Below are 15,754 nucleotides of genomic sequence, written 5' to 3' on the forward strand. Positions count from 1 at the left end.
GTAGCAGAAAGTGGATTAAGAGTCGAATCGACGCTTTGGCGCACCACTTTTGAGAGGTGTTTCGATTGCAAAGCTTCGAGGAATATTTATGTTCAGGGCCAGAAATCAACTCAAGGATGCGGTGGCCACCACGAGTACCATGAGAGATTATTGCGATAACCGTCTTGATGTCTGTATTACGGAGTGATATATAAATTGCCAGTGAGAGTTTTGAAGGATGTGGAGTTTAACAACTGGGCCATCGAATACGGCGTAACGGATGAGATGCTGTGTGTGGCCGCAAAAGAGATCGAGGACGGCCTCGTCGAGGCCCGCCTCGGCGGCTTTCTTCTAAAGAAACGGGTTGCTGCGCCGGGCCGAGGCAAGTCAGGAAGTTATCGGACCATCGTTGGCCATCGGCAAGCTGACAGGCTCATTTTTGTTCACGGTTTCGCGAAGAACGAGACTGATAACATCAAGAGGAACGAGAAGGCCGCCCTTCGAAAGCTATGCGATGTCTACATGGGCGCTGACGACAAGAAACTCGCTGAGATGATTAAAAAGAACACCATACTGGAGATTGAGTGCAATGAGCCGGATACTGAAGAACGTACATAAGTCTGCTGAACGACTGCACGAAGCAGGTTTCGTCGACGACATGACGATGAGAGAGTTCGACGCGCTTTGCCTCCCTCCTTTGCGTGATTATTCTCCCGATGAGATCAAGAAAATCAGAGCAGGGACGAAGGCAAGCCAAGCTGTATTTGCTAGCTTCATCAACGTTAAGAAAATTACTGTTGCCGCGTGGGAGCAGGGAAGCAAAAAACCAAACAGCACAGCTATCAAGATTCTCGATCTTGTTGAGCGTAAAGGGCTGGATATCCTTCGCTAGGATGTCAACCAGTTCCTTGATTAAATGCCCGCCCCTGTGCGGGCATTTTCTATTAGGGGATACAACATAAGTGTTTGTGGCACTTGCTCCATAATGCCGGAAAACTGGCTCTTTGTGCACCGTGGCGACCCGCAAACGAAAATTCTCAAAGAAGAACGCGCTCCTACCTCTCCCTCCCCACCATCATCATTCCTGCCACGCCCACGGCGCCGCGATGCCGCGACATCGGCTTCTCGGCCATCGCACCATCCTCGTCGCCACCCTGTTCGTCCCCGCTTACCAACGCTAACGAAGGAACCCATCCCGTCCAAACTCATCCCATCCGGAGAGGTTTGAAGCCTTGTCGGAAACCGCCTGCGTAGGCGGCGGGGTTGTTGCGCGCTGCTTCAACAAACGCGTGAGTTTCGCCTTGTATGCGGCACGTCGCCTGTTTTCGGCTGCCGCTGTCGCGTCATTCTCCCGCCATTCCTCAACAAAACCCCGGTCGAGAATGTCTTCGACAACCTTGGGATCAAAGACGTGGAACGTGATCTTTTTAGCCCGGCCACGCAACTTGACAGTTCGCGTTCCCGCACTGGGCAGCCGACCGTCTGCGAGCCAGCGGTGTCTCTCGCTCGTTTTAATCGCTAAGATGTCCTGTATCTCGCGCGGGATGACAGGCAACGTTTCGATGTCCTCCAGCGCTCTGGAGACAATGGTCGAGGCGGCTTGAAACTCGGTCTTCGCGTTCGCGGACATCGACAGGATCAGCTCATTTCCTTCGAGTATGAGCGACTTCTTCGATGGAACCGGGAGCCGAGCTCGCATCTCGAGAAGTATCCCTTTCGCACGGACTGACGACCCCAGCGTCGCTGCGGGCGTCAGTGTCCATGTCCTGAGGAACTCGATCTCGTTCTTTTCGTGCTTCGGCATGAAGCTTAGATGGGTTTCACATCCAGTCACATCAACGTTCGTTGCGTCAGCGAGCCATTCGGCGAATGATGACGCTTCAGGGGTCATCGTAAGCGCGGGGATGTCAATGCTCAGGGGAAGATCACGCGTCTTCGCAGGACGCAACTCGCGCTTCCATCGAAAATCCGACGTTCAGCACCTCGACTTGGTGACCTGACACGCGCCATCACCTTCGACTTATGATTATTTTCGGACAAACTCACGGAGCGAACGACCCACGCCGACTGGACGGAGACCCAAAAAAGCAAGCGAAATGAATGCATGGTAAGGTGCCTGGCGACGATTCAAGAGAGCGTAGTCAGTTATCGAGATGAAAGAGCTCCCTGCAGAGTGCGATCAGCTGGCGCACCGGAGCCCAGTCGCCGAGTTCTTCGCGATAGATCACCCCCGTCCGCGTGTGCCTGTAACTGAGATTGACCGGCACCGGGACGATGCGCGGGCAGGAGGTCGCAAGCACGGCCGCATCGGGCAGCAGGCAGAGGCAATCGCTCCGCTGAAGGATGGACAATGTCGAATGCAGGCTCTCGCAGCTCAACCGGATATCGGGCTCCCGTCCCAGCCGCTCGAAAAGACCATGCTGGGTGGTGGCCTGATAGATCGGTAGCTCGGAATGCACGAGCCAGGGATAATCGAGCAGGCGCTCCGGCGGAACCGCGCCCGCCGCATCGCGTGCGGCGAAGATCGGGTGATCCTCGCGGGCCATGACATTGTTGATCACTTTCGTCAGCGGAAGTGCAACAAGGCGGAAGTCTTGCGGATCATCGACCGTCATTCCCGTGAACAGCATGTCGAGGCGTCCCTCCAGGAGATCGGTGATCGAGGTCGCATAACGGCTGTTCCTGAGCTCGAACACGATCTTGGGGAACCGCCGCTGCATGTCGACGAGCAGCTCCGGCAGGATTGCGGGGCGCCACATCGGTCCGGCGCCGATCCGCAGATAGGCCTTGCCTATTGCCCTGTCGGACATCAGCTCCTGTTCGGCCACTTCCCAGTGGCGCATCATCCGCAGCGATTCCGACAAGACCCTCTCGCCGAACAGCGTCGGACGGACACCGCGAGCGTGCCGCTCCAGAAGCGGCCGCCCGAAATGGGCCTCCAATTGGGCGAGAGATCGAGACAAAGCGGGTTGCGTGAGGTTCAGCCGCTCGGCGGCCCGGCGGAGGCTGCCTTCCTCCACGATCGCCTGAAGACGGAAGAGGTGGGTGATCTGATCAAGCATGGCAGTGATAAGCTTCGTTTATCGGTCACGCCGTTAATTGCATTTTCCGTGCATTGCCTCAACTGGTATGGCTTCGAAACGCCAAGAATATGTATCTGGCAGAATCTTATTCGCTACATGCAGCCTGTCTGGCCGGGGAGCGGGCAAGTCAGGCTCTCGGGGAGGAGAGCATGCGAAACCGATTGATTTTGTCCGCCTTGACGGCGGCTTTTTTATCCGTGCCGCCAGTCGCCCAAGCAGAGGTCGGGAACAATCCCGAAACGCTCGCGCTGGCCGGCATTCTGGATAACGACACCTTCGACCGTGCCGGCCTTTCCATCGGCCATCGCGCCCAATACTGGATGCCGGTTTTCGACACGCTGCTCTATACGGCCCCCGACGGCAAGACGATGCCGAACCTGGCCACCGAATGGCGCTTCAACGGCGAGGGCACGGAGCTGACGCTCAAGCTGCGCGAAGGCGTCAAGTTCACCGACGGAACACCCTTTAACGCGGAGGCGGTGAAGGCAAACCTCGAATATCTGCGCGATGGCGTCGGGCAGAACACCTGGATGGCTGGCGCCATCAAGAATGTCGAGATCGTCGGCCCCGCCGAGGTAAAGCTGCATCTCAAGGAGCCGGATCCGGGCATGCTCTTCAATCTGGCGACCGTCGGCGGCGCTATGGCGAGCCCCGCGACGCTCGGCCAGGCCGATTCCAAAATGCTCCCGATCGGTTCCGGGCCCTACGTCTACGACACCGCGCGCTCGGTGACCGGACGGCAATACGTCTACAAGCGCAATCCGGATTATTGGAACGCCAGCGCCTTCCCGTTCGAAACCATGACGATGACGCCGATCAACGATCTCAGCGCGCGGATGAATGCACTGAAATCCGGTCAGGTGGATGCCGCCGCGGGCGAAGGGCAGGTCGTCACCGAGGCCGAGGCGAGCAAGCTGACGGTCTCCAGACTGCCCGTGGACTGGCTGGGCCTGTTTCTCTCCGACCGCGACGGCAAAATGGTGAAGGCGCTGTCCGACGTCCGGGTCCGGCGCGCGCTCAATATGGCCTTCGACGAAAAAGCGATCCTGAAATTCGTCGCCCGGGGTTATGGCGAGGTCACGGATCAGCCTTTCGTCCCGCCGAGCGAGGCATTTGATCCGTCGCTTGACGGGACCTATCAATATGACCCGAAGGCGGCCCGTGCCCTGCTTGCCGAAGCCGGTTATCCGAACGGCTTCAGCGTCACGATGCCGGACATCGGCACGCTTGCTCCCTACACCCCGATCATCACCCAGCAGCTCAAGGATATCGGCGTCACCGTCAGCTGGGTGAAAGTTCCGCCGAACGTCACGATCGCCGAATTGCTGTCTGGCAAATACCCGATGTTCCTCTTCCGTCTGGGCAGCCAGTCGCCCTGGGCCGACTTCAACAAATTCGCCTTCGCAAACTCCCCCTGGAATACCTCCAAGGCAAAGGACGAAAAGCTGGAGGCTCTCCTGAAGACCGCCCAGTACACGCCTCCGGGCAAGGATCAGAATGCCGCGATGCAGGCCGCCAATCGATACATGGTCGAGAATGCCTTCTTTGCGCCCTGGTTCCGGATCGACAGCATCTACATTTCCAACGCGCAGGTGAAGGTCCAGATGCAGGCGCAGAACATCGTGCCTTGGCCGCGCAATTATGCGCCCGCAAAGTGAGCTCGGACGCCGATGATACGGTATCTCCTTAAACGGGTCGCTTCCGGCATCGCACTGCTTTGCCTGGTCTCGACCGTAACCTTCATGATGGTTTTCGGGGCCACGGGCAACGTCGCCCGCAACATCCTCGGTGAGAACGCCACGGCCGACCAGGTGGCGGCGTTGAACAGCCGGCTGGGGCTCGACCGACCGCTGATGGTCCAATTCGGCGACTGGGTGAGCCATGCCGTCCGCGGCGACCTCGGTCCGTCATGGACGATGAGCGAAAGCGTGGCGTCGGCACTGGCGAGCCGGCTGCCCGTCACCCTGTCGATGGTGACGATCGCGGTGGCGATGATGGCGCTGCTTTCGGCGATGCTCGGCATCGCCGCGGCTGTCCGCGGCGGCTGGGCAGACCGCGCCATCCAGATCGTCAGCGTCGCAGGTTTTGCGATGCCGAACTTCTGGCTTGGCCTGCTGCTGGTCCTCACCTTCTCGGTCGAGCTCGGCCTGTTGCCTGCAACCGGTTATGTTTCGTTCAGTGCTTCACCGTCCGCCTGGGCGGCTTCCCTGGTGCTTCCCGTAACGTCTCTGGTGCTTTCGGGAATAGCCTCGGCCTCCCAGCAGATCCGGGGCGCGGTCATCGATGCGCTCAAGCAGGATTATGTGCGCACACTCCGCGCCCGCGGCGTCAGTCCCCGTTCGGTTCTCTATCGCCATGCGCTGCGCAATGCGATGCCGGCGGCGCTGACCGTTCTTTCCGTACAGTTCATCGCTCTTCTTGGCGGTGCCGCCGTCATCGAGCGCGTGTTCGCCATTCCCGGCATGGGATCGTTGACGGTCTCGGCTGCGCTGATCGGCGATGTTCCCGTGCTTATGGGAGTGGTCGTGACCCTGATCATCGTGGTTGTTCTGGTGAACATACTGATCGACTTCCTCAATGCATGGGCAAATCCGAAGGTGAGGATGTCATGAGCGATATCAACGCCGCCCAGCCGCCAATCCCCACCGCGTCGCAGCGCCGTCATTTCGTCCGCTCGGTGCTCACCAATCCGACAGGCCTTGTCGCTGCGCTGGCGCTGCTGATCGTCATCGCATCGGCGATCTTCGCGCCTCTGCTTGCCCCCAACGATCCGTCCGCCGTCCAGATATTCAAGGTCAATGCCGTCGCCGGCGACGGTTATCTCCTCGGCGGTGACGGTTCGGGCCGCGATATATGGAGCCGTCTCGTCCATGGCGGCCGCAACACATTCCTCGGCGCGCTGATCACGGTCGTCATCGCGGCATCCATCGGGGTGACGGCGGGGCTCTTCGCCGGCTTTTATGGCAGGAAGCTCGATCTGGTGGCCCGCTGGATCTCCGACGGCATCATGGCACTGCCGGCGCTGATCGTATTGCTAGCCTTCTATCAGGCGCTCGGGGCCTCGATCTACCTGTCGATGGCGGTCTTCGGGGTGATGCTGTCGCCTGGCTTTTTCCGGCTGACGCGCAATCTCGTCAACGGCGTCAAGCACGAGCTCTATATCGATGCGGCACGGGTCTCGGGTCTCAGCGACCTCAGGATCATCACCAGGCATATCCTGCTTTCGGTGCGGGCGCCGGTGGTCATCCAGACCTCCATCGTCGCGGGCATTGCCATCGTCGTCCAGTCCGGTCTCGAATTCCTGGGGCTGGGCGACCCCAGCACGCCGACCTGGGGCGGCATGCTGCAGGATGCCTTCTCCAACATCTATGTCTCGCCGCAGGCGATCCTCTGGCCGGGGCTGGCAATCACGGCAACGGTGGCGTCGCTGGTGCTGCTTGCGAATGCCATTCGCGACCGCATGCAACAGGGCGGCGTTCAGGTCAGAGCGCCGAAGGTCCTGCCCCTGGCGGTGAGCGAACCGCTGCCGCAAACCGCATCCGACGTGCTCCTCGACGTGCGGGATCTGGTTGTTGCCTATCCTGCGAGCGAAGGCTGGCGCGAAGTCGTCAAGGGCGTGAGCCTCAGCCTCAGGCGCGGCGAAGTCCTGGGGCTCGTCGGCGAAAGCGGATCGGGCAAGAGCCAGACGGCCTTTGCCATCCTCGGACTTTTGTCGCCCGGCGGGCGGGTTCTTTCCGGCTCCATCCGTTTCGACGGTATCGATCTCGGAAAATCTTCCGGGGATGAGGTCCGGGCTCTTCGGGGCAAGCGCATCGCCTATGTTCCCCAGGAGCCGATGGCCAATCTCGATCCGGCGTTCCGGATCGGCTTCCAGCTCGTCGAGCCGATGATGACGGTGCTCGGGATCTCGCGGGCGGAAGCGACCCGGCGGGCGCTGAAACTGCTTGCCCGCGTGAAGCTGCCGGACCCGGAACGGGTGTTTCGGGCCTATCCGCACGAAATCTCGGGCGGCATGGCCCAGCGCGTCCTCATTGCCGGTGCGGTCGCCTGCAGCCCCGACCTTCTGATCGCCGACGAACCGACGACCGCGCTCGACGTAACCGTGCAGGCGGAAGTGCTCGATCTTCTGCGCGACCTGCAAAAGGAGTTCAACATGGCGGTCATGCTGGTGACCCACAATTTCGGTGTCGTGGCGGACAGCTGCGACCGGGTGGCCGTCATGAAGGACGGCAGGATCGTGGAAATCAACACCGTGGCTGATCTCTTCGCCGCGCCGGCGCACGACTACACCCGCATGCTTCTCGGATCCGTTCTCGAAGATGGCATGACGCGCATATATCGACCACCGGTGAGGGAGGAGATGCGCGCATGAACGATCAGATCCTCGTCGATTGCCGCAACGTCAATGTCCATTTCGGCGCCCACCATGTCCTGAAGCACGTCAATCTGACCATCCGCCCCGGTGAAACCGTAGGGCTGGTGGGCGAGAGCGGGTCGGGCAAGACGACACTCGGGCGCGCCATTCTCGGCATCGGCCCGGTCAGCTCCGGCGAGATATGGTTCGACGGCGAGCATATCGCCGGGGTGCCGCCCCGCGCCCGCAAAGGCCAGGCGGCCATCCAGGCGGTCTTCCAGGATCCCTACAGCTCGCTCAACCCGTCGATGACGATCGAGGACATCCTGACGGAGCCGATTGTCGCGCGCCGGCTCGCCTCGCGTGCCGATGCCTCCCGGCAGGTCCGCAAGCTGCTCGATCAGGTCGCCCTGCCAAGCGACGCGGCGGAACGGTTCGCCCGCGAGTTTTCCGGCGGCCAGCGCCAGCGCATCGCCATTGCCCGGGCGCTGGCGCTCTCTCCGCGCCTCATCGTCTGCGATGAACCGGTCTCGGCACTCGATCTTTCCACCCAGTCGCGGGTCATGGATCTGTTCATCGAGATCCAGGAGCGGACGGGCGTCGCCTATCTTTTCGTTTCACACGATCTGGCGGCGGTGCGCCACATTTCGCATCGTGTTGCGGTGATGCGTTTCGGCGAGATCGTCGAGTTCGGAGAATGCGATCAGGTGACGGCGCGCCCCGCTCACGACTACACCAAGCGTCTGCTTCTCGCCGCGCCCGTTGCCGATCCCGCAAGGCAGGCGGAACGGCGTGCGGCGTTCCGCGCCCTTGCAATGACGGCTTAAACCATGCGCGCCATCGTCCTGATGTTCGACAGCCTCAACCGCCGCCTCCTGCCGCCCTATGGCGACAGGACAGCCCATGCCCCGAATTTCGGGCGGCTTGCGGAAAAGACGGCCACATTCGACCGCTGTTATGCCGGTTCCATGCCCTGCATGCCGGCCCGGCGCGAAATGCATACCGGCAGGTACAACTTTCTTCATCGGTCCTGGTCACCGATCGAGCCGTTCGACGACAGCGTGCCGGAATTGCTGAGAAACGCCGGTATCTACACCCACCTCGTCACCGACCATCAGCATTATTGGGAGGATGGGGGCGCGACCTATCACACGCGCTTTTCTTCGCACGAGTTCTTTCGCGGCCAGGAAGGCGACCTCTGGAAAGGCATTGTCGAGGGTGTGGATCGAACCCGTCTCGTCGACTTCCTCTACCAGATGAGGCGGCAGGATCCCATCAACCGGACCTATCTCGCAGACGAGCGAGACCACCCGCAAACCCGGACATTCGATGCCGGCCTGCAATTCATCGAAACCAATGCCGACCAGGACGACTGGATGCTGCAGATCGAGACCTTCGATCCGCATGAGCCGTTTTTCAGCTATGCCGAATATCACGCGCTCTATCCCGATACCGGCGAGGATTTCGACTGGCCGCCCTATGACCGCGTGACCGAGGCGGAAGAACGGGTCCTCCAGGCGCGGCATCGATATCTGGCGCTGCTTTCGATGTGCGATCGCAATCTCGGCCGGCTGCTTGACATGATGGACGAGAAGAACATGTGGGACGATACGATGCTGATCGTCTGCACGGACCATGGCTATATGCTCGGCGAAAGGGGCTGGTGGGGCAAGTCCGTCATGCCGTGGTACGACGAGACGATCCACACGCCCTTCTTCGTCTGGGATCCGCGGGCCAGGATTGCCGGCGAAAGACGTTCCGCGCTCGTTCAGACCATAGACATAGCGCCGACGCTCCTCGACCTCTTCGGCCTCCGACCGACGCCCGATATGCAGGGAAAACCTCTTCTCGAGACCATCAAAAACGATGCTCCGATCCGCACGGCGGGACTGTTCGGGAATTTCGGGGGGCACGTGTGTGTCACCGACGGCCGTTACGTCTACATGCGGTGCTGCGCCACCGAGGACAATTCGCCGCTCCATGAATATACGCTGATGCCGACCCACATGCGCGCCCGCTTCTCCCCCGACGAACTGTCCAAGGCGGAGCTCGCGCAGCCTTTCTCCTTCACCAAGGGGGCGCCCGTCCTGCGCATACCGGGATGGACGATCCGGGGACCCTGGGTCTTCGGGACGCTGCTCTACGATCTTGAGACGGATCCCGAGCAGAAAAATCCGCTCCGAGACGATAGGATCGAATTGCGGATGGCCGAGCTGCTCGTCGATCTGATGCGTGCCTCCGATGCGCCCGCCGATCAGTTCGAGCGGCTGGGCCTTCCGCAAACGGGACCGGTGCGCGACGAACACCTGCTCATAGAAAGACAATGGGCGCAGGTCGTTTCCGGCCAGCGCAGCGTGGCGCGGGCAAGCGATTTCCCTCAGGGGGCTCGGGTGGCGAATATCCCCATCGCGAAGCTTATGGCCGACGAAACGACCCGCCGCATCCTGATTGCGGAGGTTCCTCGTCTTGCGTCCAAGCCGCTGCCCGCGCCACTCGCCGCGAAGACGCTCGTGCAGGCCGCAACGGTCTGGCCGGAACTGGACGTGGAAAAGCTCGAGGCGATCGAGCGGGCGCTCACAAAGCAGGTTTGAACGGAGAGATCGATGCCATCGACACTGGATCATCTGACGAAATCGCCCTTCAACCTCGATCGCGAAGCCCTCGACTGGGTGACGCAGACGTTCCAGGGCCTGGACGATACCGCCCGCGCAGCCCAGCTTTTTAATCTCAATTCGCGCGGTGACGACCGCGAGACGGAGATCCTCCGCCTCGGCGAGCTTCAGCCGGGTGGCATCACCCGTTATTTCGGCGCGGATGGCACGAGGGAACGCGAGCATATGGCAGCGGTCCAGGCCGGGGCCAGGGTTCCTCTGCTCGTTTCCGCCGATCTCGAAGGCTCACGCATGAGCCTCTCCTTCGGCACGGCCGTTCCCAACCCGCTGGCCCTGGCCGCCGTCGATGATGTCGAGCTGACCGAGGCGATTTCCGACCTGATGGCGCGCGAAGCCCGTTCCGTCGGGATCAACTGGTCCTTCACACCGGTGCTGGATATCAACGCGGCCTTTCGCAGCCCAATCGTCGCAACGCGGGGATACGGCTCGGATCCGGCGCTGATCGAACGTCACGCACTGGCACAGATGCGCGTCTTCCAGCGCCTTGGCCTTGCCGCGACCGTGAAACATTGGCCGGGCGAAGGGTATGACGAACGCGACCAGCACCTGGTCACAACGATCAATCCGCTGTCGATGGAAGAATGGCGAGCCACTTTCGGTGTGCTCTACAGGGCGGCCATCGATCAGGGGGTCAAGTCGGTCATGTCGGCGCATATCGCGCTGCCGGCCTATGTCCTGGAACGCGATCCCGATGCAGGCGAAGAAGCCTATCTGCCGGCCTCGGTCTCTGCGCCGCTCAATACCGCACTCCTGCGGGGTGAGCTCGGCTTCAATGGCCTGATCGTCTCCGATGCCAGCGAGATGGCCGGCCTTTCGGGCGTGATGCCGGCGCATGATGCAAAGATCGAGATCATCGCGAGCGGCTGCGACATGGTTCTTTTCTCCTCCAAACCGGAGGCGGAAATCGCTGCGGTGCGTGACGCCGCCCATTCCGGGCGCATTCCAGCGGAGCGTTTCCACGATGCCGTGACACGTGTCCTCGCCCTCAAGGCTTCGCTCGGCCTGCATCGCGGCGTCGCGATGCCGGTCCCTGCAGGTGAGGCGTCCTCCCAAAAATTGGCCAACGAGGCTTTTGCTCGCGCGCCCACGCTGGTGAAGGACAGGAACGGTACGCTGCCGCTCGACCCCGAAAAGCATCGCCGCATCCTTGTCGTTTCCGGCGGGATCGTCGAGCCGATGCAGAACGCGAGGCTGGATTTCAAGCTGCCGGAAATGCTGGCTGCCGAGGGTTTCGAGGTGTCCCTCAATCCCTATGGCGCCCCGCTCGATACGGATGGGCACGACCTCGTCCTCTATCTGTTCGGCGAAGAGACACTCCTGACGCGCGGGCGCATTTTTCTGGATTGGCGGGCACTTCATGGGGATTTCAGGGCCGCCATGAAACGGCCGTGGACGAGCCTGCCGACGGTGATGATCTCCTTCGGTTTTCCCTATTATCTCTACGATGCCCCCCGGGTGCCGACCTATGTCAATGCCTATTCCACCCACGAGGCGATGCAGGCCGCTGTGGTGGAGGCGCTGATGGGGCGGAGGCCGTGGAATCGCAACAGTCCCGTCGATCCCTTCGCCGGAGCGCCTGACGCGCGATACTGATCGCGCCGCGGAATGGATGCTGGATGAAGGACATGTGGAACCGCGCCCTCGTCAGAGGCCGCGGTCATGTCCGGGTACGACGTCGTAGGCGATCCGGAAGCCTGTATTGCTCGAGGCGCTGTCCGGGGAAAGGCCCATTCGCGCTGCGATCCGGTACCGATAGCAGTAACTTTTGTGGCAGAGGAACGAGCCGCCCTTCAGCACCTTGTCGGAGAAGCGCTTCGCATGCTCGTTCCGCGTCTTCGCTTGTTTCGACAGCGAGCGGACCTTGAAAGGGTCGGCGGTCCATTCCCAGACATTGCCGGCGAGATTGTAGAAACCGGCGTCGTTCGGGGCGAAGCTGCGCGCCGGCGCGGTGCCGAAATATCCGTCTTGTAGCGTGTTGGTGTCGGGAAAGCGGCCCTGCCAGATATTGCAGAAGATCGCTTCGTCGGTCGGCTCTTCCTCGCCCCAGGGATACCGCCGGCGGCGGTTGCCGCCGCGTGCGGCCTGTTCCCACTCCGCTTCCGTCGGCAGGCGGCCGCCGACCCATTGCGCGAACGCGAGCGCATCGTTCCAGGAGACGTGGGTGACCGGATGGTCAAGCCGATCGTCGATGGAACTGCCGTGGCCTTCCGGCTGCCGCCATGTGGCATCGTCGACGCGCGTCCACCACGGGGTGCCGGCGACACCACCCGTTGCAAGGCTGATGTCACCGAGCAGCGGCGCGAACACCGCGGAAGAGCCGAAGCGTTCCGATTCCGTCACATACCCGGTCGCTTCGACGAATGCGGCAAACCGGCTGATCGTGACCGTCTCGACCTCGAGGTGAAAATCCTGCAACGAAATCTTGCGCTCCGGCCCCTCGCCATCGGCGGCAATCACCGGATCATGGGTTCCGACGAACGTCTCGCCACCCTTGACGGCAATCGTTTCCCCGCGGATGCCGCGAGAGATCGTGTTTGCAGGCGTGTCGAATTTTCCCTGCTCCGTTTCCCGTCTCGATCCTGAACAGCATCCACTCATCGCTTCTTCCTGATATGCGTTTATTCTTTTACGGACTTTCCGGCCGTCAGCCTCCTGATCGTCCGCATCGACGGCTTCGCCTTGGCAAAGGTATAAACGCCCGATCGCGAGAATGCCAAAAGCAATCGGACGATGAATGCCGGAAACGCGCTCATCCTCTCGACGTTGTGCACCTGCTCTTCGCACTTGCGAAGGGCACCACAAAACCAACATCATTTCCGGCCAACTAGATCGTCGGCGGTCTGCAGCCCCGGCCAGGGCTGCCCGATCACGCCGTCGGACGAGACGATCGACTCGTCCGGTCATTGAGAATGCGCGCTGAGTTACCAGGGGAAAATTGCATGGAGAGATCGATGACCGAAGTGTCCAGCAGATAGCCCGCCCATTTTAATGCGGCAAGAAGATCTCACGCATCACGGGCGCGGAACCTGCGGCTTGAAAAGGAGCCGAAACTCCGCGAAAAGGGGTAGCTACGGAATGATGTCGCTCACGTACGATCGGTATTTGTCGCGAAGAGGTCGGTCATGAGTATCGCTGACCGCCTGGTAACCGGAAGTCTTTGGGTCTCCCTCTCGAGGGTCATCGTCAATGGGTTGTCGACCCTCAGTACCATCATCCTGGCCTGGTATCTCCTGCCGTCGGATTTTGGCCTCGTCGCGCTTGCGACGACCATGCTCGCCATCGTGACGACGATCACCGAGCTTTCGTTGAACGAAGCGCTTATCCGTCACGAAGCCCCGGAAGAATCCCATTTCAGCGCCGCATGGACACTGGCTGCGACCCGCGGCCTGATATTATGCGCCTTATTCGCCGCGTTCGCCTATCCGGCTGCCCTCATCTACGACGACCCGCGCCTTTTCGGCGTCCTGCTTGTCCTGAGCCTCAGCCTCCTCATCAACGGGTTCGCAAATCCGCGACGGATCATGCTCCAGCGGGAGCTGATCTTCCGGCAGGAGTTCGTGCTGAACGTGGCCCAGAAGATTGCCGGATTTGTGGCGACCGTCGCCATCGCCGTCATCTATCAAACCTATTGGGCGCTGGTGGTCGGCACATTGGTGATGCAGATCACCAATGTCGTCGCCTCCTACTTCATCCTGCCGTTCCGCCCCCGGATCACCTTCTCCCATATGCGCGAATTCTTTTCGTTTTCGATCTGGATTACCGCCGGGCAGATCGTCAACACGCTCAATTGGCGTTTCGACTATCTGCTGATCGGCAAGCTGCTGACCGGCTCCGCTCTGGGATTTTATTCGTTGGGCGGGCAGCTCGCTATGACGCCGACGCGCGAAGCGACCGCGCCGCTGACCGCCACCATCTATCCCGCCTTTGCCAATGTTCGCCACGATCCGGCGCGTCTCGCCGCAGCCTATCAGCGAACCCAGGCGCTGCTGACGGCGGTCGCGTTGCCTGCCGGGATCGGGATGGCGGTCATCGCAGATCCCCTGGTCAGGCTCGTGCTTGGTGAAAAGTGGCTTCCGGTAATTTTCATCATCCAGGCGCTGGCCTCCGTTTATGCGCTGCAGACATTGGGATCTCTCAATCAGCCTCTCGGCATGGCGCTGGGGCAAACCCGGGCCCTGTTCATCCGCGACGCGCAGATGCTTCTCGTCCGGATCCCGGTGATCACGATCGGCCTGGTGTTCTGGGGGCTTCCGGGACTGATATTCAGCCGTGTGCTTACCGGCCTCTTCAGCGCTTTCGTGAACATGATCATCGTCAAGCGCTTCATCAGCGTTTCGGTCTCCGCACAGCTATGGGCAAATTTCAGAGCGCTTGCCAGTTCGGCCGTCATGGCGGCCGGCGTCTCGCTTGCCGATCGCTACATGGGAGTAGAAACCACACATACCGGGCTGGTCCTACAACTGGCCGCCCTTATCTGCCTTGGAGGCGTTCTTTATTGCGGCTCCAGCATCTTTCTCTGGCTGGTTATGGATCGTCCAAACGGTCCGGAGACTGAAGTCAGAAAGATCGCCGCCAAGGTCTTGTCCAAAGTCAGTCACGCCTGATCGCGGGGCTTGTTCTTCTAAACGTTTGAAAGAGAGGCATAATGTCAGGTGCTCAGCAATCCGAACTTATCACCAAGCTTCAGGACAGGACCCACGATTGCCTTAAAGAGTTCATCCGCCCTGATGAACCGATAGCGATACTGGACTTTCCCGACATCAGGAATTGCGGAGATTCCGCCATCTGGCTGGGAGAGATGGCCTATTTGCAGCAGCGGTATGCAAAGCGGCCTTCCTACGTTTGCACGACCGATGATTTCTCACCGGATGAACTCAAGAGCGCTGCCCCGAACGGCCCAATCTTTATCCATGGGGGCGGCAATTTCGGCGATATATGGGTGTTTCATCAGGATTTCCGGGAGCGCGTGATGGAGCTGTTTCCCGACCGGCAGATCGTCCAGTTTCCGCAATCGATTCACTACAAGTCCGCAGAACGGCTGGAGCAGAGCAAGCGCGCGATCGGCAAGCACAAGAACTTCGTGCTCCTGGTGCGCGACGAGGAGTCGTTTCAGTTCGCCAAGGAAAATTTCGATTGCCAGGTCTATCTGTGCCCGGACATGGCCTTCTGCATCGGCAAGATAGAGCCCGCTGCGCCGCAGTTTCCGGTCCTCGCGATGCTCCGCCAGGACAAGGAGCAGGTTGGAACTGTCGATTTTTCCGCCTATCCGGACATCCCCAAGGAGGATTGGATTACCGAGAGCCGATCGAAGGTGCGCGTTGCAAAGGCGCTCGGGGCGGCCTCGGCACTGCTGCATCTCACCCCTTCCGAAATGCGGCTGCGCAAACTGGATGCCGCGGCCAACACCCGCTTCCAGCGTGGCATAAGCCAGATTTCCCGCGGCAAGGCCATCGTGACCGACCGCCTGCATGTGCATATCTGCTCGCTTCTCATCGGACGCAGCCATGCTGTGCTCGACAACAATTACGGAAAAATCCGCCGCTTCATGAACGCCTTTTCCGGAGGCACCGATCTCTCCTACAAGGCGACTTCGCTCGACGACGGCATCAGATGGGCAAAAGAACAGGCAGGTGTCGCGGCATGATGCTGCCTGAGATCAACGACCG

At 60.7% G+C, this 15,754-nt stretch carries 13 protein-coding genes; 10 read left to right on the forward strand and 3 right to left on the reverse strand.

Going from position 1 to position 15,754, the window contains the following annotated elements; genetic code table 11:
* The first annotated feature begins 201 nt into the window (after positions 1 to 201).
* Both ACSQ3G_RS23805 and ACSQ3G_RS23810 read left to right on the forward strand, forming a co-directional pair.
* A complete protein-coding gene (locus tag ACSQ3G_RS23805) occupies positions 202 to 597 on the forward strand; it encodes a type II toxin-antitoxin system RelE/ParE family toxin (protein ID WP_436113179.1) in 396 nt (131 codons plus the stop codon).
* Positions 569 to 871 carry a helix-turn-helix domain-containing protein gene (locus ACSQ3G_RS23810; RefSeq protein WP_037068639.1) on the forward strand — a complete coding sequence of 101 codons (303 nt, stop codon included), beginning with the start codon at positions 569 to 571 and terminating at the stop codon, positions 869 to 871. Before ACSQ3G_RS23805 ends, ACSQ3G_RS23810 begins: the two co-directional genes overlap by 29 nt.
* A gap of 285 nt (positions 872 to 1,156) precedes the next feature.
* Here ACSQ3G_RS23810 and ACSQ3G_RS23815 read toward each other — a convergent pair whose 3' ends face one another.
* Together ACSQ3G_RS23815 and ACSQ3G_RS23820 are read right to left on the reverse strand one after the other, a co-directional pair.
* On the reverse strand, positions 1,157 to 1,783 hold the full coding sequence (locus ACSQ3G_RS23815) for a hypothetical protein (RefSeq protein WP_436113180.1): 627 nt from the start codon (positions 1,781 to 1,783) through the stop codon (positions 1,157 to 1,159).
* 337 nt (positions 1,784 to 2,120) lie between these two features.
* Positions 2,121 to 3,041: a LysR family transcriptional regulator gene (locus ACSQ3G_RS23820; protein WP_436111942.1), complete on the reverse strand. Its 921-nt coding sequence runs from the start codon at positions 3,039 to 3,041 to the stop codon at positions 2,121 to 2,123.
* 170 nt (positions 3,042 to 3,211) lie between these two features.
* Between ACSQ3G_RS23820 and ACSQ3G_RS23825 the strand changes: the two genes are divergently transcribed.
* Genes ACSQ3G_RS23825 through ACSQ3G_RS23850 form a run of 6 tightly spaced genes read left to right on the forward strand, consistent with a single transcriptional unit; the run spans position 3,212 to position 11,681 of the window.
* A complete protein-coding gene (locus ACSQ3G_RS23825) occupies positions 3,212 to 4,720 on the forward strand; it encodes an ABC transporter substrate-binding protein (RefSeq protein ID WP_436111943.1) in 1,509 nt (502 codons plus the stop codon).
* A 12-nt stretch (positions 4,721 to 4,732) separates the two neighbouring features.
* Positions 4,733 to 5,674, forward strand: coding sequence for an ABC transporter permease (locus ACSQ3G_RS23830; protein ID WP_436111944.1), 942 nt, complete (start codon positions 4,733 to 4,735; stop codon positions 5,672 to 5,674).
* Positions 5,671 to 7,434 (forward strand): dipeptide/oligopeptide/nickel ABC transporter permease/ATP-binding protein, encoded by a 1,764-nt coding sequence (locus ACSQ3G_RS23835; protein WP_436111945.1) that lies wholly within the window; start codon positions 5,671 to 5,673, stop codon positions 7,432 to 7,434. Before ACSQ3G_RS23830 ends, ACSQ3G_RS23835 begins: the two co-directional genes overlap by 4 nt.
* Positions 7,431 to 8,243, forward strand: a complete 813-nt coding sequence (locus ACSQ3G_RS23840; protein ID WP_436111946.1) for an ATP-binding cassette domain-containing protein — start codon at positions 7,431 to 7,433, stop codon at positions 8,241 to 8,243. Before ACSQ3G_RS23835 ends, ACSQ3G_RS23840 begins: the two co-directional genes overlap by 4 nt.
* A gap of 3 nt (positions 8,244 to 8,246) precedes the next feature.
* Positions 8,247 to 10,007: a sulfatase family protein gene (locus tag ACSQ3G_RS23845; RefSeq protein ID WP_436111947.1), complete on the forward strand. Its 1,761-nt coding sequence runs from the start codon at positions 8,247 to 8,249 to the stop codon at positions 10,005 to 10,007.
* 12 nt (positions 10,008 to 10,019) lie between these two features.
* Positions 10,020 to 11,681 (forward strand): glycoside hydrolase family 3 protein, encoded by a 1,662-nt coding sequence (locus tag ACSQ3G_RS23850; RefSeq protein WP_436111948.1) that lies wholly within the window; start codon positions 10,020 to 10,022, stop codon positions 11,679 to 11,681.
* Positions 11,682 to 11,732: 51 nt separating this feature from the next.
* On the opposite strand, the gene ACSQ3G_RS23855 is transcribed toward ACSQ3G_RS23850, so the two are convergent.
* Positions 11,733 to 12,686: a formylglycine-generating enzyme family protein gene (locus tag ACSQ3G_RS23855; RefSeq protein ID WP_436111949.1), complete on the reverse strand. Its 954-nt coding sequence runs from the start codon at positions 12,684 to 12,686 to the stop codon at positions 11,733 to 11,735.
* Between the two features lie 524 nt (positions 12,687 to 13,210).
* Between ACSQ3G_RS23855 and ACSQ3G_RS23860 the strand changes: the two genes are divergently transcribed.
* Positions 13,211 to 14,692, forward strand: coding sequence for a lipopolysaccharide biosynthesis protein (locus ACSQ3G_RS23860; RefSeq protein WP_436111950.1), 1,482 nt, complete (start codon positions 13,211 to 13,213; stop codon positions 14,690 to 14,692).
* Between the two features lie 41 nt (positions 14,693 to 14,733).
* A complete protein-coding gene (locus ACSQ3G_RS23865; RefSeq protein WP_436111951.1) occupies positions 14,734 to 15,732 on the forward strand; it encodes a polysaccharide pyruvyl transferase family protein in 999 nt (332 codons plus the stop codon).
* Positions 15,733 to 15,754 lie beyond the last annotated feature (22 nt).

Source organism: Neorhizobium tomejilense (genome assembly GCF_964254135.1).
Classification (GTDB): Bacteria; Pseudomonadota; Alphaproteobacteria; order Rhizobiales; family Rhizobiaceae; genus Neorhizobium; species Neorhizobium tomejilense.